The 25,743-nt window shown below is 73.2% G+C and carries 19 protein-coding genes; 13 read left to right on the forward strand and 6 right to left on the reverse strand.

Translation table 11 applies throughout. The annotated features are described in order from the left end of the window. Positions 1–30 precede the first annotated feature (30 nt). The 5 genes from ACGFMM_RS27160 to zapE form a co-directional block, all read right to left on the reverse strand. Entirely contained in the window at positions 31–936 is a 906-nt protein-coding gene (locus tag ACGFMM_RS27160) for a polysaccharide deacetylase family protein (RefSeq protein WP_393649192.1), read from the reverse strand. 90 nt (positions 937–1,026) lie between these two features. Continuing rightward, complete coding sequence (locus tag ACGFMM_RS27165) at positions 1,027–1,947, reverse strand: polyphosphate kinase 2 family protein (RefSeq protein WP_393649075.1); 921 nt, start codon at positions 1,945–1,947, stop codon at positions 1,027–1,029. Positions 1,948–2,050: 103 nt separating this feature from the next. Beyond that, entirely contained in the window at positions 2,051–3,418 is a 1,368-nt protein-coding gene (locus ACGFMM_RS27170) for an alkaline phosphatase PhoX (RefSeq protein ID WP_393649076.1), read from the reverse strand. A gap of 145 nt (positions 3,419–3,563) precedes the next feature. After that, positions 3,564–3,989, reverse strand: a complete 426-nt coding sequence (locus ACGFMM_RS27175; protein ID WP_393649077.1) for an OsmC family protein — start codon at positions 3,987–3,989, stop codon at positions 3,564–3,566. Between the two features lie 33 nt (positions 3,990–4,022). Further along, a complete protein-coding gene (gene zapE, locus ACGFMM_RS27180; protein ID WP_393649078.1) occupies positions 4,023–5,114 on the reverse strand; it encodes a cell division protein ZapE in 1,092 nt (363 codons plus the stop codon). A 36-nt stretch (positions 5,115–5,150) separates the two neighbouring features. Between zapE and ACGFMM_RS27185 the strand changes: the two genes are divergently transcribed. The 3 genes from ACGFMM_RS27185 (at position 5,151) to msrB (ending at position 8,529) form a co-directional block, all read left to right on the forward strand. Further along, positions 5,151–5,939: a pyrimidine reductase family protein gene (locus ACGFMM_RS27185; protein WP_393649079.1), complete on the forward strand. Its 789-nt coding sequence runs from the start codon at positions 5,151–5,153 to the stop codon at positions 5,937–5,939. A gap of 765 nt (positions 5,940–6,704) precedes the next feature. Continuing rightward, a complete protein-coding gene (gene murC / locus ACGFMM_RS27190; protein ID WP_393649193.1) occupies positions 6,705–8,111 on the forward strand; it encodes a UDP-N-acetylmuramate--L-alanine ligase in 1,407 nt (468 codons plus the stop codon). A gap of 10 nt (positions 8,112–8,121) precedes the next feature. Then, positions 8,122–8,529: a peptide-methionine (R)-S-oxide reductase MsrB gene (gene msrB, locus ACGFMM_RS27195; protein ID WP_393649080.1), complete on the forward strand. Its 408-nt coding sequence runs from the start codon at positions 8,122–8,124 to the stop codon at positions 8,527–8,529. Between the two features lie 79 nt (positions 8,530–8,608). On the opposite strand, the gene ACGFMM_RS27200 is transcribed toward msrB, so the two are convergent. Further along, positions 8,609–9,919, reverse strand: coding sequence for a hypothetical protein (locus ACGFMM_RS27200; RefSeq protein ID WP_393649081.1), 1,311 nt, complete (start codon positions 9,917–9,919; stop codon positions 8,609–8,611). A 198-nt stretch (positions 9,920–10,117) separates the two neighbouring features. On the opposite strand from ACGFMM_RS27200, the gene ACGFMM_RS27205 reads away from it, so the two are divergent. The 10 genes from ACGFMM_RS27205 (at position 10,118) to ACGFMM_RS27250 (ending at position 24,977) form a co-directional block, all read left to right on the forward strand. Continuing rightward, positions 10,118–10,765 (forward strand): response regulator transcription factor, encoded by a 648-nt coding sequence (locus ACGFMM_RS27205; protein ID WP_393649082.1) that lies wholly within the window; start codon positions 10,118–10,120, stop codon positions 10,763–10,765. Between the two features lie 269 nt (positions 10,766–11,034). Continuing rightward, positions 11,035–14,928 carry a CARDB domain-containing protein gene (locus ACGFMM_RS27210; protein WP_393649083.1) on the forward strand — a complete coding sequence of 1,298 codons (3,894 nt, stop codon included), beginning with the start codon at positions 11,035–11,037 and terminating at the stop codon, positions 14,926–14,928. Between the two features lie 8 nt (positions 14,929–14,936). Next, positions 14,937–15,599: a DUF4255 domain-containing protein gene (locus tag ACGFMM_RS27215; RefSeq protein ID WP_393649084.1), complete on the forward strand. Its 663-nt coding sequence runs from the start codon at positions 14,937–14,939 to the stop codon at positions 15,597–15,599. After that, complete coding sequence (locus ACGFMM_RS27220) at positions 15,599–17,620, forward strand: ATP-binding protein (RefSeq protein WP_393649085.1); 2,022 nt, start codon at positions 15,599–15,601, stop codon at positions 17,618–17,620. Before ACGFMM_RS27215 ends, ACGFMM_RS27220 begins: the two co-directional genes overlap by 1 nt. Positions 17,621–17,755: 135 nt before the next feature. Continuing rightward, the gene (locus ACGFMM_RS27225) at positions 17,756–18,466 is read left to right on the forward strand and encodes a DUF4157 domain-containing protein (RefSeq protein WP_393649086.1); all 711 of its coding nucleotides are present in this window, start codon (positions 17,756–17,758) and stop codon (positions 18,464–18,466) included. Further along, positions 18,463–22,152, forward strand: a complete 3,690-nt coding sequence (locus ACGFMM_RS27230; RefSeq protein WP_393649087.1) for a hypothetical protein — start codon at positions 18,463–18,465, stop codon at positions 22,150–22,152. The genes ACGFMM_RS27225 and ACGFMM_RS27230 overlap by 4 nt, the downstream gene beginning before the upstream one ends. Positions 22,153–22,319: 167 nt before the next feature. After that, positions 22,320–23,897, forward strand: a complete 1,578-nt coding sequence (locus ACGFMM_RS27235; protein WP_393649088.1) for a phage tail sheath family protein — start codon at positions 22,320–22,322, stop codon at positions 23,895–23,897. Positions 23,898–23,918: 21 nt separating this feature from the next. After that, a complete protein-coding gene (locus tag ACGFMM_RS27240; RefSeq protein WP_318102405.1) occupies positions 23,919–24,362 on the forward strand; it encodes a phage tail protein in 444 nt (147 codons plus the stop codon). A gap of 7 nt (positions 24,363–24,369) precedes the next feature. Beyond that, positions 24,370–24,825, forward strand: a complete 456-nt coding sequence (locus ACGFMM_RS27245; RefSeq protein ID WP_393649089.1) for a hypothetical protein — start codon at positions 24,370–24,372, stop codon at positions 24,823–24,825. Further along, complete coding sequence (locus ACGFMM_RS27250; RefSeq protein ID WP_393649090.1) at positions 24,822–24,977, forward strand: DUF6760 family protein; 156 nt, start codon at positions 24,822–24,824, stop codon at positions 24,975–24,977. The genes ACGFMM_RS27245 and ACGFMM_RS27250 overlap by 4 nt, the downstream gene beginning before the upstream one ends. Positions 24,978–25,743 lie beyond the last annotated feature (766 nt).

A 25,743-nucleotide genomic window follows, 5' to 3' on the forward strand; every position in this document is an offset into this window, starting at 1 on the left:
CCCGGACCACCGGCCCCGCGCCCGAGGCCATCAGCTCCGTGCCCCGGCCATCAGCTCCGAGACCTTCACGAAGCGGTAGCCGCGGGCGCGCAGTTCGGGCACGATGCGGCGGATCGCCTGCTCGGTCACCGGGGCCGCGCTGCGGGTGCAGTGCATGACCACCAGGGAGCCGGGCCGGACGCCCGCCAGGACCTGCTCGGCGACGGCGTCGCCGTCCTTCGCGAAGGCGTCGCCGCTCACCACGTCCCACTGCACCGCGGTCACCTGCGCCGGGCCGAGGGCGCGCAGCGCCTCGTCGTCGTAGCAGCCGCCGGGGAAGCGGAAGTACGGCACCACATGGCGCGCCCCGGCCCGCCGGAACGCGTCGAAGGCCCGGCGCACGTCGGCCGCCATGTCGCCGCGCGCCACCGTCGGCAGCCCGTAGCAGGGCGAGGCGAAGGCGTGGTGGCTGTAGGAGTGGTTGGCGATCTCGAAGAGCGGGTCGGTGCCGATGGACCGCGCCTGGGCGGGGTACTCCTCCGCCCAGCGGCCCGTCATGAAGACGGTGGCGTCCACCTTCAGGCGGCGCAGGGTGGCGATGAGCTGCGGGTTGTCGAAGTGCTCGCCGCGTGCGGCGCGGGGTCCCTGGTCGGCCGTCATGTCGGCGTCGAAGGTCAGCGCGACGACCTTGCCGGCCGAGGCGGCGCCCCGCTCGAACACCGCCGTGCGGCCGCCGGGTCCGGGGGCGAGCGTCGGCGGCGCCTGGCGCGCCGTCCCCGGCCCGGGCGCGGCACTCGCGGAGGGCGGGCCGGACCGCGAGGGCTTCCCGGCCGGCGCCGGTGCGGAGGGCGTCGCTGGCGACGCGGAGGCGGAAGGCCGCGCCGCGGTGCCCTTGCCGGGGCCGGCGCCCTCGACGCGGGCGTCGTCCGTGCCGCAGCCGACGAGCGTCGCTGCCAGCACGGCTCCCAGAACTGCCCCCGAAACGGCACGCGCCGTCAGTCTTCGTACAGAGTTGGTCACGACCGGAAAATATCCGATCATCACCTCTTACTTGCGACCCGACACCTCGGGCAACCGGGCGGGCTCCACGAGGCTGTCGAGAAGCAGCGTCTTGCGCGAAGCCGCCACGTCGAAGGTCCCCGGCGGATACGCCGGATCCATCGCCTCCAGATGTTCAAGCAGTAGCGTGCTGACGGCCCAGTTCCGGTACCACTTGCGGTCGGCCGGCACCACGTACCACGGGGCCTCCTCGGTCGAGCAGCGCTCCAGGACCAGCTCGTACGCCTTCTGGTACTGCGGCCACCGCGCCCGCTCCTCGATGTCGTCCGGACTGAACTTCCAGTGCTTGTCCGGGTTGTCGAGCCGTGCCAGGAGCCGGCGGCGCTGCTCCTCGTACGAGAGATGCAGGAAGACCTTGACGAGGGTGACCCCGTCCTCCGTCAGCGCCTGCTCGAAGCGGTTGATCTGCTCGTAGCGCCGGTCGAGCACCTTCTGCGGCGCCAGCCCGTGGACCCGGGCGATCAGCACGTCCTCGTACTGCGAGCGGTCGAAGATGCCGATCTCGCCGGGCTGCGGCAGCGCCTGCATGATGCGCCAGAGGAACACATGGTTCAGCTCCTCCTGCGTGGGCGCCTTGAACGCCTTGATCCGGCAGCCGGACGGGTTGAAGAAGCCGATCACGTGCTTGACCGTGCCGCCCTTGCCGCTGGTGTCCATGCCCTGCAGCACCAGGAGCAGCCGGCGGCGGTCGCCCGCCGTGCTCGCCGCGAACAGCCGCTCCTGCAGCCCGGCCAGACGCGGCCCCAGCGCGGCCGTCGCCGCGAGGCCCGCCGCCTTGTCGGGCGGACCGCCCGGGGTCGCGGCGGCGTCGTACGCGGAGAGGTCGACCCGGGAGCCCGGCGGGACCCGCAGCAGCTCGCTCAGGTCCCGGCCCTTCTTCGGCTTCTTCGCCGCCGGCTTCTTCGCCACCGTGTGCCCCTTCCGGTCCGCTCCCCCCCGATCCTGCGACGGAACCTCCGGGCCCGCGACCGAGGCCGCGCACCCGGAGGAAGGGGTCAGGCGGACGGAGCCGTCAGCGCCAGGGGCCGGTCACGGCGAAGGTCGTGCCGGGGGTGTAGCAGTTCACGTACATCGTCCGGCCGTCCGGGGCGAAGGTGACGCCCGCGAACTCGCCCCACTCGGGGGCGCCCGGGTCGCCGATGTCGTTGGCCCCGCGCGCCACCGCGTACACCTCGCCGCGCCGGTTCACGCCGTACACGTGCTGCGCGCCCTCGCCGTCCTCACAGACCATCAGGCCGCCGCTCGGCGCGAGACAGATGTTGTCGGGGGACTCGCCCGGCAGCTGGATGTCCGTGCTCGGCCCGAACACCACGACCAGCGTGAGGCGGCGGCGGTGCGGCTCGTACTTCCACACCTGGCCGTAGTGCGTCGCGGCGGAGCCGTCCTTGGCGCGGGCGAAGCTGGACACGAAGTACACCGCGCGGCCGCCCCAGTAGCAGCCCTCCAGCTTCTGCGCGTGCGTGATGCCCTTCGGGCCGAAGTCCTGCAGCCGGATCGGAGTCTCGGCGGCCTGCGGATCGGGTACGGGCACCCACTCGACGCCCTCGAACCGCGTTCCGGTCTCCTGGACCGCCGACAGGTCCGGCACCCCCGGCACCCGCATGGCCTCCAGCGCCCCGCCCGCCCGCAGCGAGCCCGTACCGCCCAGCGGCCGCTCCGGCAGGAAGCGGTAGAAGAGCCCGAACGGCTGCAGAAAGGCGTCCTCGGTCTCGTACACGATGCCGCTCTCCGGGTCGACGGCGATCGCCTCGTGCTGGAAGCGGCCCATCGCGGTGAGCGGGACCGCGCCGGTGCGGTGCGGATCGGCCGGGTCGACCTCGAAGACGAAGCCGTGGTCCTTGGTGTAGCCGTTCGTGCCGGCCTTGTCCTCGGTCTCCTCGCAGGTCAGCCAGGTCCGCCAAGGGGTGGGCCCGCCCGCGCAGTTGACGGCGGTGCCGGCGACGGCGACCCGCTCGTCGAGCACATTGTTCCGGCCGTCCAGGGTGAGCGCCGTACAGCCGCCCTTGGCGGCCGGGTCGTAGGTCAGGCCCTTCACCGTCGGGACGCCGAGTCTGGCCGTGGCCCGGTTCTCGTGGTTGCGGACGAGGTGGACGCGGCCGCGGCGGCCGGGCAGGGCGGTCATGCCGTCGTGGTTGCTCGGGACCGGTCCTTCACCGGAGCGGAGCGGCTCGCCCTCGCGGGAGAGGACCGTGTACCGGAAGCCCTTCGGGAGGTCGAGCAGACCGGCCGGGTCGGGGACGAGGGGGCCGTAGCCGGCGGCGGGGGAGTGGCCGCGGGCGGCGGCGGTGCCGGCGAACAGCTCGGCGAACGCGCCGGAGAAGGCGATGCCGGCGACGGACGCGCCGGTGCGGGAGAGGATCTGACGTCGTGTTGCGGACATGAGGCAACTACCCACTTCCTGTTGGCGGACAGGCGGTATGTGGTGCGTGTGTGACGTGTGACCCGCATGTGTGTACCACGCACTGTGGTGACACGTGAACCATGCGGGTCCACGTCGCCTCATGTGGCGTCTGCGCCGGGAACGGTCAGACGAGCTCGGCGGTGAGCGTGATCGTCGTGCCGGTCAGGGCCTGGCTCACCGGGCAGTTCTTCTTGGCGTCCTCGGCCAGCGCCTGGAACTTGTCGGCGTCCAGGCCGGGGACCTCGCCGCGCACGGTGAGGTGGATGCCCGTGATGCCCTCGCCCGGCTGGAAGGTGACGTCCGCCTTGGTCTCCAGGCGGGCCGGCGGGTTGCCGGCCTTGGCCAGACCGTTGGAGAAGGCCATGGAGAAGCACGAGGAGTGCGCGGCCGCGATCAGCTCTTCCGGGCTGGTCTTGCCGTTCGGCTCCTCGGCGCGGGAGGGCCAGGAGACCTCGTACTTGCCGAGACCGGAGGAGTCGAGGGTGACGACGCCCTTGCCCTTGAGGAGGTCGCCCTCCCAGACGGTGTGGGCGTGCCGGGTGGTGGCCATGGTGAATCCCTTTCGATCGGGTATGGCCCCAACCTACTGGTCCACCAACCCCTTTGCGTCGCGGGCGAGCGCGGTGAGCCGGGAGATCGCACGGAAGTACTTCTTCCGGTACCCGCCCTTCAGCATCTCTTCACTGAACAGCCGGTCGAAGGGGAGCCCCGAGGCCAGGACCGGGATCTCGCGGTCGTACAGACGGTCGGCGAGTACCACCAGGCGCAGCGCCGTCGACTGGTCCGGCACCGCCGTCACGTCGGTGAGGCACACCGCGGTCAGATCGTCCGTCAGCGCGCCGTACCGGCTGGGGTGCACCCTGGCCAGGTGGTCGAGCAGGTGCGGGAAGTCGTCGAGGCTGGCGCCGGGGGTGGCGTACGCGGCCTTGGTGACGGCCTCCTCGGAGTACGGGGCCGGGGCCTCGGGCAGTCCGCGGTGCCGGTAGTCCTCGCCGTCGATCCGCAGCGGGCGGAAGTGCGCCGAGAGGCCCTGGATCTCGCGGAGGAAGTCCACGGCGGCGAACCGGCCCTCGCCGAGCTTGCCCGGCAGCGTGTTCGAGGTCGCGGCGAGCGCCACGCCCTGCTCGACGAGACGGGCGAGGAGGCTGGAGACGAGCACGGTGTCGCCCGGGTCGTCCAGTTCGAATTCGTCGATGCACAGCAGACGGTGTCCGCTCAGGGTCTGCACGGTCTGCTGGAAGCCGAGCGCGCCGACCAGGTTCGTCAGCTCCACGAAGGTGCCGAAGGCCTTGAGCGCGGGCTCGGCCGGGGTGGCGTGCCAGAGGGAGGCGAGCAGGTGGGTCTTGCCGACGCCGTAACCGCCGTCCAGGTAGACCCCGCGGGGGCCGGCGGGCACGGTCTGCTTCGGGGCGCGGGAGAACCAGCGGCGCTTGCCGGCGCCGGAGGCGTGGGCTCCGCCGAGGCCGTCGGCGAAGCCGCTCAGGATCTTGACGGCGTCGGACTGGCTGGGCTGGTTCGGGTCCGGGATGTAGGTGTCGAACCGCACCGAGTCGAAACGCGGCGGCGGCACCATCTCCGCGACCAGGCGGTCTGCGGGGACATGGGGCTCGCGGGCGCACAGGGACAGGGGCGTCGCCTCGGTGGGGGACGCGTCGGAGAGGGCACGGGTCGACACAGTTCCCCACTGTAAGGGGCGTGTCAGACTGCGAGGATGCGACGCCTGTTCCCTGTGACGGACATGACAGCAATCGACGACGCCGCCGCCGCCGACAGGGAGTGGTCCCTCGACGAGCTCGCCGACGCCTACGCCTACCCCGAGGAGGCCGCCGGCCCCGACGGCGTCTGGCTGCGGGCCAACATGGTCTCCTCGCTCGACGGCGCGGCCCAGCACGACGGCCGCTCCCAGCCCCTCTCCTCCGACACCGACATGCGGATCTTCGGCACCCTGCGGGCTCTCGCGGACGTGGTGGTCGTGGGGGCCGAGACGGTACGGCAGGAGCAGTACCGCCCGGCCCGGGCCCGTGAGGTCTTCGCGGCCCGCCGGACGGCCGCCGGGCAGGCGCCCGCGCCGGTCATCGCGATCGTCAGCTCCTCCCTCGATCTCGACTTCTCCCTTCCGCTTTTCACCTCGCCCCTGGTCCCCACCGTGCTGCTGGCCGGCGAGGCCGCGCCGCCGGAGCGGGTGGCGGCGGCCGAGCGGGCCGGGGTCCGGGTGGTCACGGCCGGTGAGGGGAGCCGGGTGGATCCGGAGCGGGCGAAGCGGGAGCTGGCGGCCCTCGGGCTGCGGCGACAGCTCACGGAGGGCGGTCCGCGGCTGCTCGGGCAGTTCGTGGCGTCCGCCGCCCTGGACGAGCTGTGCTGGACGGTGTCTCCGACCATGACCGCGGGGAGTGCGCAGAGGATCGCCGGAGGCCCTTCCGTGACCGTCCCTGCACGGTTCTCGCTCGCCTCCGTTCTGGAGGAGGCCGGGTTCCTCTACACCCGCTACCGTCGGTTCTGACACGAAGCGGAATATCCCGTTCCGGTTCGCTTCCGCTGGGCACACTTACTCACGGCAACCCCGTGCGGGCACGGGGAAGGATGGTTTCCGCAGAAGGGCTTTGAAGTGTTCACAAGCGTTCTGATGATCGAGAAGCCCCTGACGAACGTCGACGTGGAATTCGTCACCACCCTGCACGGCGACGAGACGGTCTCGTTCATCGTGCTGATGCAGCCCAGGGGCGACCAGGCCGATGTCCTGCTGCGCGCCATCGACGACGTCGCGATGGGCGAGCTCAGGGAGGCGGCCCACGAGGGGGGCGAACCGGAGGGGACGGAGGCCCGGACGCTGGCCGAGCGGGCCCTGGAGGCTTCGCTTCTCAGGCTCCGGGACACCGGCTGCGAGGCGGTCGGACAGGTGGTCGAGGACCACCCCCTGAACAAGATGAAGGCCGTGGTCGAGGAGTCGGACGCGGACGAGGTCATCGTGCTGACCGCGCCGCACTACGTGGAGGAGTTCTTCCACCGCGACTGGGCGTCCAGAGCCCGCCACAAGGTGGGCGTCCCGGTCCTGAAGCTGTTCGCCCACGCGGACGAGGTGGTTTCGCCGGGGGGTGTGGCGGGGCGGCGGGCCGGGTCCGGGGGGTGGGAGGGCCCCCGGGACCGGCCCGTGCCGCACGCACGACGTACGTACGTGCGCCGCCCCCGCCCGCGCCGCGCTGTCGCCCCCAGCCACTACGCTGGGGGACCTGTGTACATGTACGCCGCACCTCGGGGAGACAACCGCATGGCCTCCGCCATCCCTGCCGCCGCCGTTCCCGCCGCCATGGAGCGGCCGCACTTCATCGGCATCGGCGGTGCCGGAATGTCGGGCATCGCGAAGATCCTCGCCCAGCGCGGCGCGAAGGTCGCCGGCAGCGACGCCAAGGAGTCCGCGACCGCCGAGGCGCTGCGGGCGCTCGGCGCGACCGTCCACATCGGGCACGCGGCGGGCCACCTCGCCGACGACGCCAGCTGCGTCGTCGTCTCCAGCGCCATCCGCGCCGACAACCCCGAGCTGGCCCGGGCCGCCGAACTCGGCATCCCGGTGGTGCACCGCTCCGACGCGCTGGCCTCGCTGATGGACGGGCTGCGCGCGGTCGCCGTCGCCGGCACGCACGGCAAGACCACGACCACCTCGATGCTCGCCGTCGCCCTGACCGAGCTGGGCCTCGACCCCTCGTACGCGATCGGCGGCGACCTCGCCGGCCCCGGCACCAACGCGCGGCACGGCGCCGGCGCGGTGTTCGTGGCCGAGGCGGACGAGAGCGACCGCAGCTTCCAGAAGTACGACCCCGAGGTCGCGATCGTCCTCAACGTCGAGCTGGACCACCACGCGAACTACGCGTCGATGGACGAGATCTACGAGTCCTTCGAGGCCTTCGTCGGCAAGATCCGCCCGGGCGGCACGCTGGTCGTCGGCGAGCACGCGGGTGCGCGTGAACTGGCCCGCCGGGTGGCGGACCGCGAGGGCCTGAGCGTCCTCACGGTCGGCGAGTCGGAGGACTCCGACGCCCGCATCCTGCGGATCACCCCGAACGGGATGAAGAGCGAGGTCACCGTCGCCCTCGACGGCGTCGAGCACACCTTCACCGTCTCCGTCCCCGGCCGTCACTACGCCCACAACGCGGCCGCGGCCCTCGCCGCCGGCTCCCGCGTGGGCATCGACCCGGCGGAGCTGGCCCAGGCCCTCACCGCGTACACCGGCGTCGGCCGCCGCCTCCAGCTCAAGGGCGAGGCCGCGGGCGTGCAGGTGATCGACTCGTACGCGCACCACCCCACCGAGATGACCGCCGACCTGGAGGCGATGCGCGGCGCGGCCGGCGGCTCCCGGCTCCTGGTGGTCTTCCAGCCGCACCTGTTCTCGCGCACGCAGGAACTCGGCACGGAGATGGGCGACGCCCTCGCCCTCGCCGACGCGTCCGTGGTCCTGGACATCTACCCGGCCCGCGAGGACCCGATCCCGGGCGTCACCAGCGAGCTGATCATCGACGCGGCCCGCGCGGCCGGCGCCGACGTCACCCCGGTCCACGACAAGGACACCGTCCCGGACGTGATCGCGGGAATGGCGAAGCCGGGCGACCTCGTTCTCACCATGGGCGCGGGCGACGTCACCGATCTGGGACCGCGGATCCTCGCCCGACTGTCGAGCTGAGGAGCACACGATGGCGTACGAGGTCGAGAAGCCGGACGAGGAATGGCAGGCCCAGCTGACCCCGTCGGAGTACCAGGTGCTCCGGCTGGCCGGCACCGAGCCCGCCTTCCGCGGTGAGTACACCGACACCAAGACGGAGGGCGTCTACTCCTGCCGTGCCTGCGGCGCGGAGCTGTTCACCTCGAACGAGAAGTTCGACTCGCACTGCGGTTGGCCGAGCTTCTTCGACCCGAAGAACAGCGACGCCGTAGAGCTCCTCGCGGACACCTCCCACGGCATGGTCCGCACCGAGGTCCGCTGCGCCCGCTGCGGCTCCCACCTCGGCCACGTCTTCGAGGGCGAGGGCTACCCCACGCCCACGGACCAGCGCTACTGCATCAACTCGATCTCCCTGCGCCTCACCCCCGACGAGGGCTGAGCCGGGCCCTCCCACGGGCCGGCCCGCCGGAGCCCGGACGCACACCGCCGGGCCCGGGCCGGGCGGGGAGACCGGCGGGCTACTCCAGCGTGCCGCTGAAGAGGGCCGCCGTGTTGCAGCGGGTGGGGGCCGGGCCGGCGGGCGGGCGGCCGACCGTGCGGCAGGAGACCGTCACCGTGATCTCCTGCTTCGAGCCGGCCAGGATCGCCGACGCCCAGTGGAAGTCCTGCTCGCGGAAGTTCTCCAGGGCGGGAGCGAGAAGGGGCTTGCCGCCCACCGAGATCGTGACGGTGCCGGTGTCGCCCTGGGGGTTCTCCAGGACCAGGTCCGTCAGCCGCAACACCTTGCCGTCCGGGACCTTGTAGGTCGCGGAGTCCGTGCCGTTCGCCGGTGCGGAGGCGGTCAGCCGGTGCGAGAACAGGGCCGCCCCCGGGAGCGGGGCCGGGCCCGTGCCGGGCGTCGCCGAGGCCGACGGGCTCGGCGACGCGCTGCCGCTCGGGCCGGGCTTGCCCCCGCCGGAGCCCGCCGACGCGGCCTCCTTGGCCTCGTCGGCCGCCTTCTGCGCATCGGCGGCCTTGGACGCGGCCGCCTCGACCGGGGCCTTCACCGCCTCCTTGGCCGCGCTGCGGACGACCGGGCGCAGCAGTCCGAACCACAGCCCCGCCAGCAGGGCGAGCAGCACCAGCAGCAGGATCAGGAGCTTCAGCAGGCCGGCCGAGACGATCGGACGCTGCAGCAGACTGCCGTCGAGCTGCGCCGGGGCCGCCTCCGGCACGCCGTCGGGACCGGCCGACGGAGCCGCGGTGACCTGGAAGGCGTGCGGCACGGCCACACCGCGCCACATCCACCGCTTCGGCCGGACGGGCAGCCTCACGAACGCCGCCCGGCCCGGGTCCACCACGGTGGGCTCGGCCGGCAGCCCGAACGTCAGCAGGTCGCCCTGGTCCTTGCCCGAAAGGGAGACGGACAGCGGATAGTTGCCGCGGTTGTCCAGCGCCACCTGGAAGCGGGCGCCGGTGCGGCCCTGACCCAGCCGCGGGCTCAGCTCCGCGGTGAGGTCGGCGTACGGGCGGATGTGCAGCACGCCCTCGGGAACCGTGGCGTGCTGCGGCTGCTCCTGCGGCGACACCCGTACGCCGTAGGCGAGTTCACCCGGAGGGACGGTCGTGTCCCGGGGTGGCCGGACCACGAGTTCCACCTGGCCGGCGGTGTCCGGGTACAGGGACAGCGTCGCGGGCTCGACCACCGTCCACTGCGCGGCCGGGCCCAGCACCTCGAAGGCGTAGGCCTCGACGACGTTCCCGCCGTTGCGCACGTCCAGCGGGATCCGGGCCTCCTCGCCGGGCAGCACGGAGACCGGGGAGGCGTCCAGATGAGCGGAAGTGGTCATGCGAGGACAGTAGGAAGCCGGGTCGAAGGGCCACCGCTCCCATACGGACACACCCGGGGGCACGCTGCGTTGCCCGTTGAGTCGGCGTGGAGTGCCTGCTGACTGCCCGGGTGTTCACTGGGCGCACGGTGAGGCAGTCCAGGTTCGGAAGGCGGGGCTCTCACAGGCGTGGGGGCGCCGATCAGGGGGGTGTACACGATGCGTTACCAGGGAGAGTGCGGCGTGGAGCGGATCCGGGTGCGGCTGACCGCTCAGGACCCGATCTCGCGGGCGGGGCTGGCGGGGCAGCTGCGGAACTGCCCCGAACTCCAGCTGCTGGGCGAGGAGGAGGGCGACGGGCCGAGTGTGGCCGTGGTGTCCGTGGACCGGGTCGGCGAGGGGGAGTTGCAGACCCTGCGCCGCTTCCAGCGGGCGGGCGACGGCCGGATCGTGCTGGTGGCCACCGAGATCGACGACACCGGGCTGGTCGCCGCCGTCGAATGCGGGGTGGTGGGCGTCGTCCGGCGCGGCGAGGCCTCGGCGGAGCGGCTGGTGCAGGTCATCACGGCGGCGGCGCGCGGCGAGGGCAGCGTACCGGCCGACCTGCTGGGGCGGCTGCTCGACCAGGTGGGCCGGCTGCAGCGGCAGGTGCTCGATCCGCGCGGACTCGCGTTCACCGGGCTGGCCCCGAGGGAGATCGACGTCCTGCGACTGGTCGCGGAGGGCAGTGACACCGCGGAGATCGCGCGGGCGCTGGCGTTCTCGGAGCGCACGGTCAAGAACATCCTCCACGACGTGACCACCCGGCTCCAGCTGCGCAACCGCTCGCACGCCGTGGCGTACGCCATGCGGCAGGGCTTCATCTGAGTGCGGCCGCCGGTGGTCCGCCGTCGGTGATCCCGGCCGTCCGTGGCAGGATGCCTGCGGCCCGCGCCGGTGATCCCGGCGGTCTGCCTCTTAGGGCAGCGGCGGCTACCCCCACCACTGCCCCTTGCCCGGCTGTCCGGGGGATGCGGCACGAGCGAGGGTTCCCCCGAGGAGGGCTGTCCGGATGCCGTCGGAGACGCCCCGGGGCGTCCCGGAGCGCGTGGGGAACCGTCCGGCGGACGCGTGTGCGACGAAGTGGCTTCGGCTTCATGCGAGGTCGGCGAGGGCTGGGTCTGATGCTCGCCATGGTGCTGGTGGGCACGGTGCCCGCCGTGAGCCCCGCGGTCACGGCGGCCGAACCTCCGCCCGCGCGCGCCGCGGCGGACGAGCGCGCACCCGACCCGGGCCGAATCGCGTACATCGGCGACGGCCCGCACCGCAGCGTGGCCACGGTCGGCCGGCGCGGCGCCCTCACCCCGCTGCTGCCGCCCGGCGGGGCGGGCAACGACTGCCAGGCCTCCGCGCGCGGCGACGACCTGGTGTGGGTCAGCGACCGCGACGGCACCGGGGAGGGTCTGTTCCGCCGCACCGGTGACGGGCCCGTCACCCTCGTCCTCGCGCGCCGGGGAGTGCGGATCGCCGACCCCGTGCTCTCCCCCGACCGGCGGTGGATCGCCTTCGTGTCCTGGGAGAACGACGAAGGGGACGGCAGCAGGTCCTCCCGGGACCGCTGCGACGCCTCCGGAGGCCGCTCCGGGGGCACGGCGCCCTCCGTCTGGGTCGTCCGTACCGACGGCAGCGGGCTGCGCGAGGCCGTGCCGAACGCGGACTGGGCCGACTGGTCCCCGGACGGTACGGAGTTCGTCTTCACCCGGGACGAGCGGGCCTACCGCACGACCGTGGCCGCGGGCGGCACCGAGGCGCCGGTCTCGTACGGGGAGAGTCCCGCGGCCAAGCCCGTCTGGGAGCCCGCGCATCCGGGCGGCCGGGACCGCATCGCGTACGTCACCCGGATCGCCGACCCGAGCCGGCAGGCGCTGGTCGTGGTGCCGGCCGCCGGGCGGGGCGCCGTACCGGAGCAGCGGCTCGCGGTCGGGGCGGCGTACGCCTCGTCGGCACGGCACGGGGCCGCCTGGTCGCCGGACGGCGACCGGATCGTGTTCCTCCACGACGAGCCGTACCTCGTCGACCCCGCCCGGCCGTGCGACTGCACGGGCACGCCGCTCTTCGACCCGGAGGACGCGGTGCCGTACGAGACCGAGAGCGTCGGCTGGTACACCCCGGCGGGTGGCGGCCCCGTGGTCATGGTGTCCGGGAAGGACCCGGAGGACTTCGACATCGAGCGCCAGCGTGCGGCCCTGCCGTCGGAGCGGCTCGAACTGCGGGCCGCGCAGGGCGGGGAGAGCGCCCTGGCCGACCCCGCCTACGCGCCGGACGGGCGGCGCATGGCCTTCGTACGGACCACGGGGCAGCCGGAGACCCCGGACACCGAGCAGATCCTGGTCGGCGACGAGCTCGGCCTGGCCCGGGCGGTGCCGCTGCGGTACGAGGGGATGGGCGAGGGGGAATACCAGCAGCGGCCGGCCTGGTCCCCCGACGGCACCAGGCTGGCCTTCGCGCGGCGGGCGCGGCCCTCGTCCGGCAACGACCGGCCGGCGTGGCAGATCGCGGTCGTGGACGTCTCCCGGGGACCGCGGGACGGGCGGCTGCTCTCCACGGTGCCGGCGCGCTCGCGGCCCGGGTACCAGTGCCTGTCGGACGACCGTGATCCGGCGTGGTCGCCGGACGGCGGAAGACTCGCCTTCTCGCGATGGAGCGTCTGCTGGCCCGAGATCGGCCTGGTGTCGGGGAAACCGCGTTCGATCCGCGAGGGCGGCACGACCGCTCTCGACGTGCCCCCGGGCGACACCCGCGACCGGCACATCTGGACCGCGGAGGCCGAGCCGGGCGGCGCGCAGTTCGACGTCTCGGCGGCCCAGTGCGGCGACCCCGACTGCCGCGTCGTCGACGTACGGCCCGCCTACCGGCCCGGCTCCGGCCGCGTCGCCTTCGTCCGCCAGACCGGTCTGCCCGACGAGGGCCCCGGGCTGCTGGCGGCCCCGCGCTCGGGGTACGAGGGGCCGCGCATGGTCCTCGAGGCGCGGGACGACGGCACCGCCTGCCGGGCGCTCGTGCCGTTCGGGAACCTGTGCCCCCGGACGGTGCCCGCGCCGGACGGCGAGTCACCGGACCACGTCGAGCCGGACAACCCGGCCTGGTCGCCCGACGGCTCCCGGCTGGCCGTCGACGTGCTGGTGTCCGGCTGGGACGGGGTCAGCGACCGGCGGATCAGGCTCGTCGACCCCGCGGACGGCCGCGGCGAGACACTGCCCGGCAAGATCTACAACGGGCAGCAGCAGCCCACCTGGAAGCCGAGCTCGGACCTGCAGGTGTCGCTCACCACCGGCGACTCCCCTCTGATGCTGGGCGACACCGGGGCCGTCGTGCTCGTCGTGCGGAACCACGGAGTCGCCGACTCCCCGCGTACCCGGGTCCGGGTGAAGCTGCCGCCGGGCCTGGAGTCCGCCGGTCCGGGCGACCCCGCGGGGGCCTGCGCCGCCGATCCGGCCGATGCCCGGCATCTGGTCTGCGAGGTGGGCGCCCTGCGGTCCAGGACACAGACGCGGATCGCGCTGGGCGTGAAGGGCGTCGTGCCGGGCGCACAGCGGATCGAGGCGACGGCGGAAGGCGGCCTCACCGACCACCGGCCGCAGGACAACACGGCCTCGGTCGTCGTGAGCGTCGTGGTCCCGGACCTGGCGGTCACCGCCACGGCCACCCCGCCCGTCGTCAGGATCCGCGAGCGTTCCACCGTGGAGTTCACCGTACGCAACATCGGCACCGCGACCGCCGCGAACGCCCTGCTCACGCTGACCGTGCCACCGGGTCTCACCCTCGTGTCGGGCACGCCGTGCCCGGCGGCGGGCTGCGCCCTCGGCAGCATCGCGGCCGGTGCGGAGAAGGAGATCACCCTCGTCTACACCGCCGAGAACGCCTTCTCGGGAACGATCGAGGGCAAGGTCGCCGCGAGCACCCGGGACATCGACCCCGACAACGACCGCGCGTCGGTGGACCTGACGGTCGTCGACCCGCGGATGCCCGACCCCGCGGTCACCGTCACCGCGACACCGGCCCGGGTGCCGACCGGAGGCCGGTCGACCGTCGTCTACACCGTACGGAACCTCGGGGACGCCACCGCCGAGTCGGTGCTGCTGACCCCCGTACTGGCGCCCGGACTCGCCGTCGTCACGGCCGGCCCCGCCTGCCCGGCCACGGGCTGCGCGCTCGGGGACCTCGCACCGGGCGCCACAGTGACCGTCACCCGGGTGGTGACCGCGGACACGGCGCTGCGGGGCACCGTCGCCGGAACGGTCACCACACCCGGGGCGGACGCGGATCCGACGAACAACTCCGCCTCGACGCCGCTGACCGTGGACAAGCGCCCGCCGTCGGCGCGCTCCGCGAACCCGTCCGTGTCGCTGACGGCCGGACCGCGCACGGCGTACTCGGGAGGCCGGATCACCGCCGAGGTGACCGTCCGCAACGGCGGTCGTGTCACCGCCACGGGGCTGACCCTGAGGGTCGTGACGCCGCCCGGGCTGCGGCTCGTGTCGGCGTCCCGGCCGCCGTGCCTGACCGCGGTCGGCTGCGGGCTCGCGAACCTCGCCCCCGGAGCGCGTACGACCGTGACGTTGCAGCTCGCGGCGGACCGGGCGCTGACCGGGGCCGTCACGGCGACGGTCGCGACGACCGGGTCCGACAGCGATCCCGCCGACAACACGGCGAGCGCGGCCCTGACCGTGCGCGAGCCGGTGCTCGTACTGAACCCGGAGCTGGGGCCGCCCGGTTCGGTGACACAGGCCACCGGCAGCTCCTTTCCGCCCGGGGCCACGGTCCGGCTGAGCTGGAGCAAGGGCGTGACCGCGGCGGCCGCCCCGGTGGTGGTGCGGGCGGACGGGACCTTCTCGGCGCCGGTGCTCGTGCTCGTCCAGGACGCGCTGGGACCGCGTGACCTGCGGGCCGCCCACGCGGGCGGGGCGGCGCCGTTCTTCCGCGAGGTGAAGGCGGAGTACCTGGTGGTCCCCGGGGTGCTGCAGCCGTCCGACTTCCAGTGGCGCGGGTGAGGTGCGACGTGATCCACGAAGTGGACGAGGCACTGCGGGAGCTGGTGCGCGGGGAGGCGCTGGGAGCGGGCACGGACGTCGACGTCGTGTTCGACGCGCCGACCCGGGACTGGGCGGCCCGTCGCAACACCCCGACGGTGAACCTGTACCTGTACGACATCCGCGAGGACCTGCGGCGCCGTTCGCGGGGACGGCAGAACGTCTACGACGAGCAGGGCAGGGTCACCGCACGGACCCTTCCGCCGCGCTACTTCAAGCTCTCGTACCTGATCAGCGCGTGGACGCAGCGGCCGGAGGACGAGCACCGGCTGCTGTCGGCCCTGCTGGCGTGCTTCCTGAAGCACGACGCGCTGCCCGGCGGGCGCCTCGGTCCCGCGCTGACGTCCACCGGACTGCCGGTTCCCGTCTCGATCGCGCTGCCCCCGCCGGAAGACCGGGCGTTCGCCGACGTGTGGTCGGCGCTGGGCGGAGAACTGAAGCCCTCACTCGACGTCGTGGTGAGCGCACCGGTGACCACGGCGCCCGTCTACGCGGCCGGGCCGCCGGTGGAGGAGGGGCTGGCGGTGGACCTGTCCGACGTCCACGCCCCGCCCGCACCCCCCGCGTCCGCGCCGGTTCCGGGGCAGCGTGGCCCGCGCGCCCGCCGCCCCGGTCGGCGGGCGGGGGCCTGATGGAGTACCTGCTCGGGCGGCTCGGGATCGTCGAGGCACGGGTGCGCCGGGCCGTACAGGCGCGCCGGGCCGGGGACCCGGAGGCGGACGACCCCTTCCGTGGCCTGTACCTGTCCGACGACGCGGTCCTGCGCATCCTGGACGAGCCGACGACGCCCTGGCCGGACCCGGTGGACGGGGGCGACCGGGGGGCCGTGGAGGCCCTGGAGGCGGCGGCCGAGTCCTCCCGGCTGTACCGGCTCCGGCGTGACTTCGGCCTGGAGCCGCTGGACGTCGAGCTGCTGCTGATCGCGCTGGCCCCGGACCTCGACCGGCGGTTCGAACAGCTCTACGGGTACCTGAACGACGACGTGACGCGTCGCCGCCCGACCATCGGGCTCGCCCTGGGTCTGTGCGGTGCGCCCGCCGCGTCGGCGGGGGCGCGCGCCCGGCTGACGGCCGGGGGGCCGCTGGTGGACCGCGGCCTGCTGCTCGTGGAGGAGCCGGAACGGTCCTTCCTCGGGCGGTCGTTGCGGGTCCCGGACCGGGTCGCGAGCCATCTGCTGGGCGACGACGCGGGGGACCCCGTCCTGGTGGACGTGGTGCGCCCGGTGCGGGCGGGGACCCTGCCGGCAGGGGCGCTGGGCGATCTGCCGGAGCGGCTGGCCGGCGCGCTCGCCCAGGCGATCTCACCCGTGTACGTGCGCGAGCCCGCGGGCGGCACCGCACAGGAGCTGGCGGCCGACGCCCTGGCCGGGGCGGGGCGCCCGGCGCTCGCCCTGGACCTGGCACGGCTGGCCCGCCGCCCCGACCCGGCGGCTCTTGTCCTGGCGGCGGGCCGCGAGGCCGCGCTCGCCGGGGCGGGCCTGATCGCGGCTCCGGCGGAGGCCCTGGCGGAACGGCCGGATCTGCTGCGGACCCTGGCGGGGCTGCCCGTCCCGGTGCTGATGGCGGGCCAGGCGGGCTGGGACCCGCAGTGGTCGGACCGCACGCCGCTGCTGGTGGAGGTCGAGCGGCTGGGGGCGGCGGCGCGTACGGCGCTGTGGTCGTCCGTGCTGGGAAGGGGGACGGGGGACGCGGTGGCGGCCTTCGTCCTCACGCCGGAGCAGATGCGGCGCGCGGCGTCGACGGCACGACAGCAGGCCGTGCTGGCGGGCGGCCCGGTGGGCGAGGCGGAACTGCTGTACGGCGCGCGGGCGCAGAACACCTCCGGGCTGGAGCGGCTGGCCCGCCGGATCACACCGGGAGTGGGCTGGGACGACCTGGTGCTGCCGGCGGGGGTGCGGGGACAGCTGCGCGAACTGGCGGCGAGGGCACGGCACCGGGACCGGGTGCTGGGGGACTGGGGGATGCGGCCGGGCGGCGGGCGGGGACGCGGCGTCATGGCCCTGTTCGCGGGGGACTCCGGGACCGGCAAGACCATGTCGGCGGAGGTCATCGCCGGGGCGCTGGGGCTGGACCTGTACACGGTCGATCTGGCGACGGTCGTGGACAAGTACGTGGGGGAGACGGAGAAGAACCTGGAGCGGATCTTCACGGAGGCCGCGGGGGTCAACGGCGTGCTGCTGTTCGACGAGGCGGACGCGGTCTTCGGCAAACGGTCCGAGGTCAAGGACGCGCACGACCGGTACGCCAACGTGGAGAGCGCGTATCTGCTGCAGCGGATGGAGACGTTCGACGGGCTGGCCGTGCTGGCCACGAACCTCCGCGCGAACCTGGACGAGGCCTTCACCCGCCGTCTGGACCTGGTCGTGGACTTCCCGCTGCCGGACGCGGAGCAGCGGGAGGCGCTGTGGGACCGGTGTCTGGGCGCCTCCCTGCCCCGGGCCGACGACCTGGATCTGGACTTCTGCGGGCGGGCGTTCGAGCTCGCGGGCGGCGACATCCGCTCGGCGGCGGTGACCGCGGCGTATCTGGCGGCGGAGGCGGCCCGTCCGGTGTCGATGGCGGACCTGGTGGCGGCGGTGGCGAGGGAGTACCGGAAGCTGGGGCGGCTGTGCCTGGAGAGCGAGTTCGGGCCGTACGTGGGGCTGGTGCGGTAGGGGACCGTGGCAGAGGAGCCGTCTGCCCGAAGGGGCAGACAGGGGTGCCCTCGGCGGGCGCCCGGGGCCCCTGCTCGCGAGGCGTCACGCCCGGGATGGTGGCGGGGCAGCGCGGCCACCCAGGCAGGGGGAGAGATGCACGGACACGAGCACGGACCCGAGCACGACGTGGAGTTCGTGGCCGGCCCGCGGCCCAAGGCGGACCAGGAGGCCGCGGGCGCCCCCGACGCGCTGCTGCTGAAGGCCGCGGCCGGCGGGCGGGCCGACGCGCTCGGCCCCGCCGGGATGCTGCGGCTGCAGCGGACCCTCGGGAACAGCGGGGTCCGGGCGGCCGTCCAGCGTTCCTCCGTGCACGACGTGGTCAACTCGGGAGGCGGCCAGGCGCTCGATCCCGAGGTCCGCGGCGACATGGAGGCCCGGCTCGGGCGCGACTTCGGCGACGTGCGGATCCACACCGACTCCGCCGCGCACGACTCGGCCCGGTCCGTCAACGCGCACGCCTACACGGTCGGTTCGCACGTCGTGTTCCAGCGGGACGCCTACGACCCGGGCTCGCACCAGGGCCGCACCACCCTGGCGCACGAGCTGACGCATGTCGTGCAGCAGCGCTCGGGCCCCGTGGACGGAACCGAGACGGCCGGGGGCATCAAGGTCAGCGATCCGTCCGACCGGTTCGAACGCGAGGCCGTGGCCAACGCAGAGCGGGTGATGGCCGCGCCCGCCCCCGTGGCCCCGGTGCAGCGTGAGGCAGCGGCGCCCGGCGGCGAAGAGCCCTCCGTACAGGGCGTGTTCGTCCAGCGTGCCGCCGGTGAAGAGGGCGAAGAGGAGGAGGCCCCGGCGGAGTGAAGGCTCCCGCGGACCGGTCCGCCGGTGACGAGCCGGTACGGGAGAACGCCGGACCGCGGCGCCCCGTACAGTCCGACGCGCCCACCGCGGCCCGCCCCCGGACCGTCGACGCGCGCAGCCTGCAGCGGCTCCAGGGACGGGCCGGGAACGCGGCCGTGGCGCGGCTCGTGGCGAACCGGACCCCCGCCGGCGCCACGTCCGCGAGCGTCGCCCCCGCCGGCGCCACGTCCGCGGGCGTCGCCCCCGCCGGCACCATGCCCGCGGGCGTCGCCCCCGCCGTCCAGCGCCTGGATTCCCTGCCCGCCGCTCCCACCGGTCTGACCCCCGCCACCGACCCCCGCTTCAAGAAGGTCGCCGGGGACCTGCGGGCCAAGAAGGCCGCGCTCACCAAGCACCCCACCGCGGCGTCCCAGGCCAAGGCGGCCCAGGACGCGGCGAAGCCGCCGGGGAACGACAAGGAGGCGCAGGCCAAGGCGGCGCAGGCCGGGGAGATGGGCGCGGCGAAGCCCGGCGCCTTCGACAAGGAGGCCTTCGTCGCGGCCGTGTCCGCCGCGATCGCCGCGAAGGCGCCCAAGACCCTCGACGAGGCGGACAAGTTCACCGAGTCCGGGAAGACGGACGACATCAAGTCCCAGGTGTCCGGCCAGGTCAAGACGGGCAAGGAGGGCTCGGCCAAGGACATCACGGAGAAGACCGCGAAGGCCCCCGACGAGTCGAAGGCCGTCGAGAAACCGGTCACTCCGCTGCCGGGACAGCCCGCGCCGCCGACGCTCGCGCCCCCGGATCCGAAGGCGGCCGCGGTTGCGAAGGCCCCGCCCGAGCAGACCGACCTGAGTACGGGGCCCAAGGAGACCGACGCCATGATGGTGGAGGCCAAGGTCACCCCCGGGCAGCTGGCGGCCTCCAACGAGCCGCAGTTCAAGGAGGCCCTGGACGCGAAGCAGGAGTCCGACTCCCACGCGGCCAAGGCTCCCGCCGAGTTCCGCGCGAACGAGGCCGTCCGGGTCGCCGCCGAGCAGGGCGGCGCGGCCGCCGCGGGCCCGGCCGGCGTCCAGGCCATGACGGCGGTGAAGGCGGGCTCGGCGCAGCAGGTCGCGGCCGGTCAGAGAACCGGGCAGTCCAAGGAGGAGCAGGAGCGGGCACGCGTCACGGCGGAGATCAACGGCATCTTCGACGCGACGAAGAAGGAGGTCGAGGGCATCCTGGGCGGCCTCGACACCGAGGTCGACACGGCGTTCGAGAACGGGCAGAAGGCGGCGAAGGCAGCCTTCGACGCCGACCACCGGACCAAGATGAAGGCCTGGAAGGACGAGCGCTACTCCGGCGTCACGGGCGCGGCCCGCTGGCTTGCGGACGCGGTGCTCGACCCGCCGCCGCGGGCGAACCAGATCTTCGCGGAGGCGCGGCTGGTCTACGAGCGCGAGATGCGGACGGTCATCTCGAACATCGCCGACCTGATCGGCAGGCGGCTGGCCGACGCGTCGACCGCGATCGCGCGAGGCAAGCAGAGGATCGCCGACAAGGTCGCCGAACAGCCCGCGAGCCTGCGGAAGTTCGCCCAGGAGTCGGCGGACCGCATCGGCGGGGAGTTCCAGCAGCTGGAGTCCTCGGTCTCGGAGAAGTCGCAGTCGCTGGTGCAGGACCTGGCGGACAAGTACGTCGCGGCACGGGGCGAGCTCGACGAGGAGATCAAGAAGCTCCAGGAGGAGAACAAGGGCCTGCTGAGCAAGGCGAAGGACGCGGTCGCGGGCACGATCGAGACCGTCCTGAAGCTCAAGGACATGCTCCTCGGCGTCCTGGCCCGCGCGGCCGGCGCCATCGACAAGATCATCACGAATCCGATCGGCTTCCTCGGCAACCTGGTCAACGCCGTCAAGGCGGGCGTGACGGGCTTCGCCGCCCGCATCGGCGAACACCTCAAGAACGGCCTCAAGCAGTGGCTGTTCGGTCAGCTGTCGGCGGGAGGCATCGAGATCCCGGAGACCTTCGACGCCAAGGGCATCCTCAAGCTGGTCCTCTCGATCCTGGGCCTGACGTGGCAGAACATCCGCACACGCATCGTGGCCCGGATCGGCGAGCGCGCGATGGGCGCGCTGGAGACCGGCTTCGAGATGGTCCAGGTCCTGATGACGGAGGGCCTCGGCGGTCTCTGGAAGTGGATCGTCGAGAAGCTGTCCGATCTCAAGGACACGGTCATCGGCGCGATCAAGGACTTCGTGATCGAGAAGATCGTCACGGCGGGCATCACCTGGATCGTCTCGCTGCTGAATCCGGCATCGGCCTTCGTACGGGCCTGCAAGGCGATCTACGACGTGGTGATGTTCTTCGTCAACCGAGCGGCCCAGATCAAGAGCTTCGTGGACTCGGTGCTCGACTCCATCGAGGGCATCGCGAGCGGCGGCGGTGGCGGCGTACCGGCCATGATCGAGGGCGCGCTGGCGAAGGCGGTCCCGGTGGTCCTGGACTTCCTGGCGAGCCTGCTGGGCCTGGGCGGCATCTCGGCCAAGATCAAGGAGATCCTGGAGAAGGTCCAGGCCCCGGTGATGAAGGCCGTCGACTGGGTGGTCGGGAAGATCGCCGACGCCGGCAAGAAGATGATGGGCAAGCTCAAGTCCAAGGTCCAGGGCGGCGACGACTCGCCCGAGGGCAAGAAGGCCCGCCTGGACAAGGGCATGGCAGCGGCCCTGGCCGTGGCCAACCGCTATGCGGGCCGCCCCATGTCGAAGCTGGTGGTCCGGGGGGCCTTCGCCGCCATCAAGGTCAAGTACGGCATGAAGAGCCTCGAACTCGAGGCCGCCGGGCCCAGGTGGGCGGTGCGCGGCGAGGTGAACCCCGTCGAGACCAAGCAGTCCGAGGCGCTGACGGAGGAGCAGCAGGCGGCGGAGATGATGGAGGCCCGGGACTCGGTACTCGCCGCCAAGCTCGGGGAGGCCAAGGACCTGCTGACCGCCGCCGAGACGGACCGGAGCGGCAGGCAGGCGAGCTGGGAATCCCGCAAGCCGTTGGTCGAAGCGGCCAAGGCCCGGAGGGACAGCCTGCCGCCCGGGCCCGAGCAGCAGGCGGCACGGGCCGAGCACCTGCGTCTGGGCGAGGCCCAGCGCGCGGACCTGAAGGAACTCGCCGAGTTGGCCGCGGAGATCAAGAAGCGGCTCGCGAACGTCAAGCAGGCGGAGGCACAGCAGGAGCACCGGCGGATGGGCTCCTTCTCCGCGCTGGTGGAACGGCTGCGCGCCGCCACGGAGTCGACGGCCGGGAACAAGGCCATCGCGGACGCCGCGACCAAGGTGGGCCGTGACTTCCTCGGGGACATCATGCAGGCACCGAACGCCCCGGCCGACCCCATGACCGCCGAGCACATCTTCCCCATGAAGTGGATCTCCCGGCTGGTCTGCCCGCCCGCCGGCCCGGGCCGGCAGCCGATCGGCTTCGTCCAGCTCAGCCGCGAGAACCAGCTCACGATCGCCAACTGGCCGGACAACCTCGTGCCGCTGCGCAAGAGCGTCAACAGCTCCCGTTCGGACAGCTCGTGGATCAGTATGGCGCCGAAGATCATGGCCGACGCGAAGCTGAACACGCTTCCGGGCATCCAGGGCAAGCTCCAGGAACTGATCCGCCGGGAGGGGGAGATGGAGACAGAGCTCCGCCGGCAGGTGGGCATTCTGGGGCGCCGACAGGGCCTGGGCTGACCGGGGAGGTCGGGGCGCGGGCTGACCGGGGCGGCGGGGCACGGGCGTGGCGCGGATGCCCGAACGGGCAACACGGGATTCCCCTGGGGCCGTACGGGAGGTCATGACCTTGAAGGGGGGCGCGGCGCAGGCTGGGCGCGGCCGTTACGTCCCAGGGGAGGGTCAGGATGCCGTCGTACCTGTCACCAGGCGTCTACGTCGAAGAGGTCGAGGCCGGCTCGCGCCCGATCGAGGGCGTCGGGACCGCCGTGGCCGCCTTCGTCGGGCTGGCAGCGGAGGGCCCCTGCGACACGCCCACCCTGGTGGCGAACTGGAGCCAGTTCACCTCCACCTTCGGGGACTTCGTGGAGGGCTCGTACCTGGCCCACGCCGTCTACGCCTACTTCCTCAACGGAGGCGGGACCTGCTACGTCGTACGGGTCGGCGGGGACGGATCGGCTGCCGCCCAGGAGTCGCGGCCCGCCGCCGCGAAGCGGGGGAGGTCCGGGGCGCTGCCCGCGGGGCCCCGGAGCGCGCTCGGCGGGTTCCAGGTCGCCGCGCTGGAGGGGACCGGCGACGGGGTCGCCGTCGAGGTCGCGGACGCGTCCGGGGAGTCGCCCGGCGAGGACGCCTTCACGCTGAACGTGAAGCGGGGCGACCGGGTCGAGGAGACCTGGCAGGTCTCCGCCAAGAGGAGCCAGCGCAACTACGTGGTCACGGTGGTACGCGACAAGTCGCGGCTGATCACCGTGGAGGACGCCGGCCCCGCCCAGACGCACGCCCGGCCCGAGAACCAGAGTGTGGGCCTCGCCCCGGCGCCGGCGCCCGCCGCGGTGCCCGCCGTCCCGGCGTCCCTCGCCCCGTCGGACTACGTCGGCAGCGCGGACGAACGCACCGGCTTCGGCGGTCTCGAGACCGTCGACGAGATCACCATGCTGGCGGTGCCGGACCTGATGAGCGCCTACCAGCAGGGCGCGCTGGACGCCGAGGGCGTCAAGGCCGTCCAGCTGGCGATGATCGCCCACTGCGAGCTGATGGGGAACCGCGTCGCGATCATCGACCCGCTGCCCGACCTCTCTCCGCAGCGGGTCAAGGAATGGCGGATGACAGGCGCCGGCTACGACTCCAAGTACGCGGCCCTGTACTACCCCTGGGTGAAGGTGGCCGACCCCAGCGCCCCGAACCAGATGAAGTTCGTCCCGCCCAGCGGAGCGCTGGCGGGCGTGTGGGCCAGGAACGACGAGAGCCGGGGCGTGCACAAGGCTCCCGCGAACGAGGTCGTCCGGGGGGCCGTGGACCTGGCGGTCCATCTGACCAAGGGCGAGCAGGACCTGCTCAACCCGATCGGTGTGAACTGCATCCGCAGCTTCCCGGGGCGCGGGATCCGGGTGTGGGGCGCGCGGACCCTGTCGTCCGATCCGGCCTGGCGCTACCTCAACGTCCGGCGGCTGTTCAACTACATCGAGGAGTCGATCCTCATCGGGACGCAGTGGGTGGTGTTCGAGCCGAACGACGACGCGCTGTGGGCCCGTATCCGTCGGACCATCTCGGCCTTCCTGGTCAACGAGTGGCGCAAGGGCGCGCTCTTCGGGCTGACGCCCGACGAGGCCTTCTACGTGAAATGCGATCGCGAGACGAACCCGGCAGAGGGCATCGACGCGGGGCAGGTGGTCTGTGAGATCGGGATCGCGCCCGTGAAGCCCGCCGAGTTCGTGATCTTCCGGCTGGCCCAGTTCTCGGGCGGCACCAGCCTCGTCAACGAGTAGAGCAGGTAGGGGGCAGACGTCATGGCACTTCCCGACATGGACACCTCGGTCGGTCATTCCTTCGGGCTGGAGATCGACGGGGTCGTCATCAAGCAGATCAACGAGGTGACGGGCCTGAAGATGGAGCAGGACGTCATCGAGCTGAAGCAGAACACGGCGGACGGCAAGTACGTCATCAAGAAGCTGCCGGGGCGCGCGAAGGCCGGCGAGGTCACGCTGACCCGCGGTCTGACCGCCGACAACAGCTTCGAGAAGTGGATCAAGGACGCGCGGTTCGGGAAGATGGCCACCGCGCGCAAGGGCGGGGCGATCATCGTCTTCGACTACGAGGGCGTGGCCATCAAGCGGTACACGCTGGTCAACGCCTGGCCGAAGAGCCTGGAGATCAGCTCCCTGAAGGCCGGCGACACCAGCGTGCTGACGGAGAAGCTCGTCATCACGTACGAGCAGATGGATGTGGCGTGAGGCCCTGATGCGTCGCCAGATTGCCCCGGGGGCGGCGGAGGCCGCCGAACCGCCCGAGCCGGCCGCCACGGCCGCCCCGGCGGCTGTGGAGCGGATGCGGACCGAGTTCACCTTCGAGCTGCCGCGCGGGTACGTGGACGGCGCGGGACAGGTGCACCGGACGGGTGTCATGCGGCTCGCGACCGCGCGCGACGAGCTCGTCCCGCTGCGGGACGACCGGGTGCGGGAGAACCCGGCCTATCTCTCGGTGGTGCTGCTGGGGCGGGTGGTGGAGCGGATCGGCTCGGTGACGGACGTCCACGCGGGCGTCATCGAGGACATGTTCGCCTCGGACCTCGCCTTCCTGCAGGACTTCTACCGGCGGATCAACGCCGAGGGGCATACGCGGGCCCAGGTGACCTGTCCCTCGTGCGCCACCGGCTTCGCGGTCGATCTGGCAGGTGGGCGCCTGGGGGAATCGTGACGTACGCGACCGACGACCTGTACGACGAAGTCGCGTACATCGCCTACCACTTCCACTGGGACATGGACTCGATTCTGGACCTGGAGCACCCGGAACGGCGCCGGTACGTCGATCAGATCGCCCGCCTGAACCGGCTGGCCGGAGGGCGGTGAGCGGTGGGGGTCCGTGAGTGGCTCAGGAACCGGCTCACACAGGGCGGTCCGGGCGCGGACGGTGGTCCGGCTGCGGCTGCGGCTGCGGCTGAGGTCGCGGGTGCAGGGCCGGCGCCCGCCCGGGAGGTTGATCCGGGATGGCGCGAACTGCCGGTGCAGCGGCTGACGTTCGGCATGCCCGCGCTGGTCACGGATCCCGCGGGCTTCGAGGCGCGGCTGGCCGGCCGGCAGAACCCCTCGCTCTCGCTGACCCTGGGGCACGCGGTGACGGCGGAGGCGCCGTCGGGCGTGCTGCACGGCGTCGCGGACGTGCCGTCTGCCGGCGGAGTGGTCCAGCGGTGGGCGGCGCCGGGGTCGGGGTCGGTGGCGCGGGAGGCGCCTGTGGCACCGGCGCAGCGGTCGGAGGAGCCCGTCGTGTCCGGGGCCGAGCCGCCGTCGGCGCAGGTTCCCGGTCCCGGTGCGGTTCACAGGACGGAGGCTCCGTTGCCGAGCGGGGGTGAGCCGGTGCCCGTGACTCCGGAGCCCGAGCCGGCCGCCGCGTCACCGGTTCGCCCGCAGCCGCCCTTACCGGTGCTGACGGTGTCCCGGTCGGTGGAGCTGCCGGTGCGAAGGCTGCCGGCCGCGCCGCTGCCGCCCGTCTCTGCCCCGGAGCCGAGACCCGCGACACCGATTGAATCGCCGTCACCTGAGGCCGTCCGGGTCCAGAGGGCGGAGGAGCCGGGTGCGCGGCAGGAGCCCCAGGTCCGGCCGCTCGTAGGGGACCAGC

Source organism: Streptomyces sp. NPDC048604, assembly GCF_043199435.1.
Taxonomy (GTDB): Bacteria; Actinomycetota; Actinomycetes; order Streptomycetales; family Streptomycetaceae; genus Streptomyces.

Bases quoted from the DNA above. Each gene is read 5' to 3' on its own strand.
- msrB (WP_393649080.1), top strand. From the start codon at position 8,122: ATGGCGTACGAGGTCGAGAAGCCGGACGAGGAATGGCAGGCCCAGCTG.
- ACGFMM_RS27170 (WP_393649076.1), bottom strand. From the start codon at position 3,418: ATGTCCGCAACACGACGTCAGATCCTCTCCCGCACCGGCGCGTCCGTC.
- ACGFMM_RS27210 (WP_393649083.1), top strand. From the start codon at position 11,035: ATGCGAGGTCGGCGAGGGCTGGGTCTGATGCTCGCCATGGTGCTGGTG.
- ACGFMM_RS27235 (WP_393649088.1), top strand. From the start codon at position 22,320: ATGCCGTCGTACCTGTCACCAGGCGTCTACGTCGAAGAGGTCGAGGCC.
- ACGFMM_RS27200 (WP_393649081.1), bottom strand. From the start codon at position 9,919: ATGACCACTTCCGCTCATCTGGACGCCTCCCCGGTCTCCGTGCTGCCC.
- murC (WP_393649193.1), top strand. From the start codon at position 6,705: ATGGCCTCCGCCATCCCTGCCGCCGCCGTTCCCGCCGCCATGGAGCGG.
- ACGFMM_RS27225 (WP_393649086.1), top strand. From the start codon at position 17,756: ATGCACGGACACGAGCACGGACCCGAGCACGACGTGGAGTTCGTGGCC.
- ACGFMM_RS27175 (WP_393649077.1), bottom strand. From the start codon at position 3,989: ATGGCCACCACCCGGCACGCCCACACCGTCTGGGAGGGCGACCTCCTC.
- ACGFMM_RS27220 (WP_393649085.1), top strand. From the start codon at position 15,599: ATGGAGTACCTGCTCGGGCGGCTCGGGATCGTCGAGGCACGGGTGCGC.
- ACGFMM_RS27245 (WP_393649089.1), top strand. From the start codon at position 24,370: ATGCGTCGCCAGATTGCCCCGGGGGCGGCGGAGGCCGCCGAACCGCCC.
- ACGFMM_RS27205 (WP_393649082.1), top strand. From the start codon at position 10,118: ATGCGTTACCAGGGAGAGTGCGGCGTGGAGCGGATCCGGGTGCGGCTG.
- ACGFMM_RS27240 (WP_318102405.1), top strand. From the start codon at position 23,919: ATGGCACTTCCCGACATGGACACCTCGGTCGGTCATTCCTTCGGGCTG.
- ACGFMM_RS27185 (WP_393649079.1), top strand. From the start codon at position 5,151: ATGCGACGCCTGTTCCCTGTGACGGACATGACAGCAATCGACGACGCC.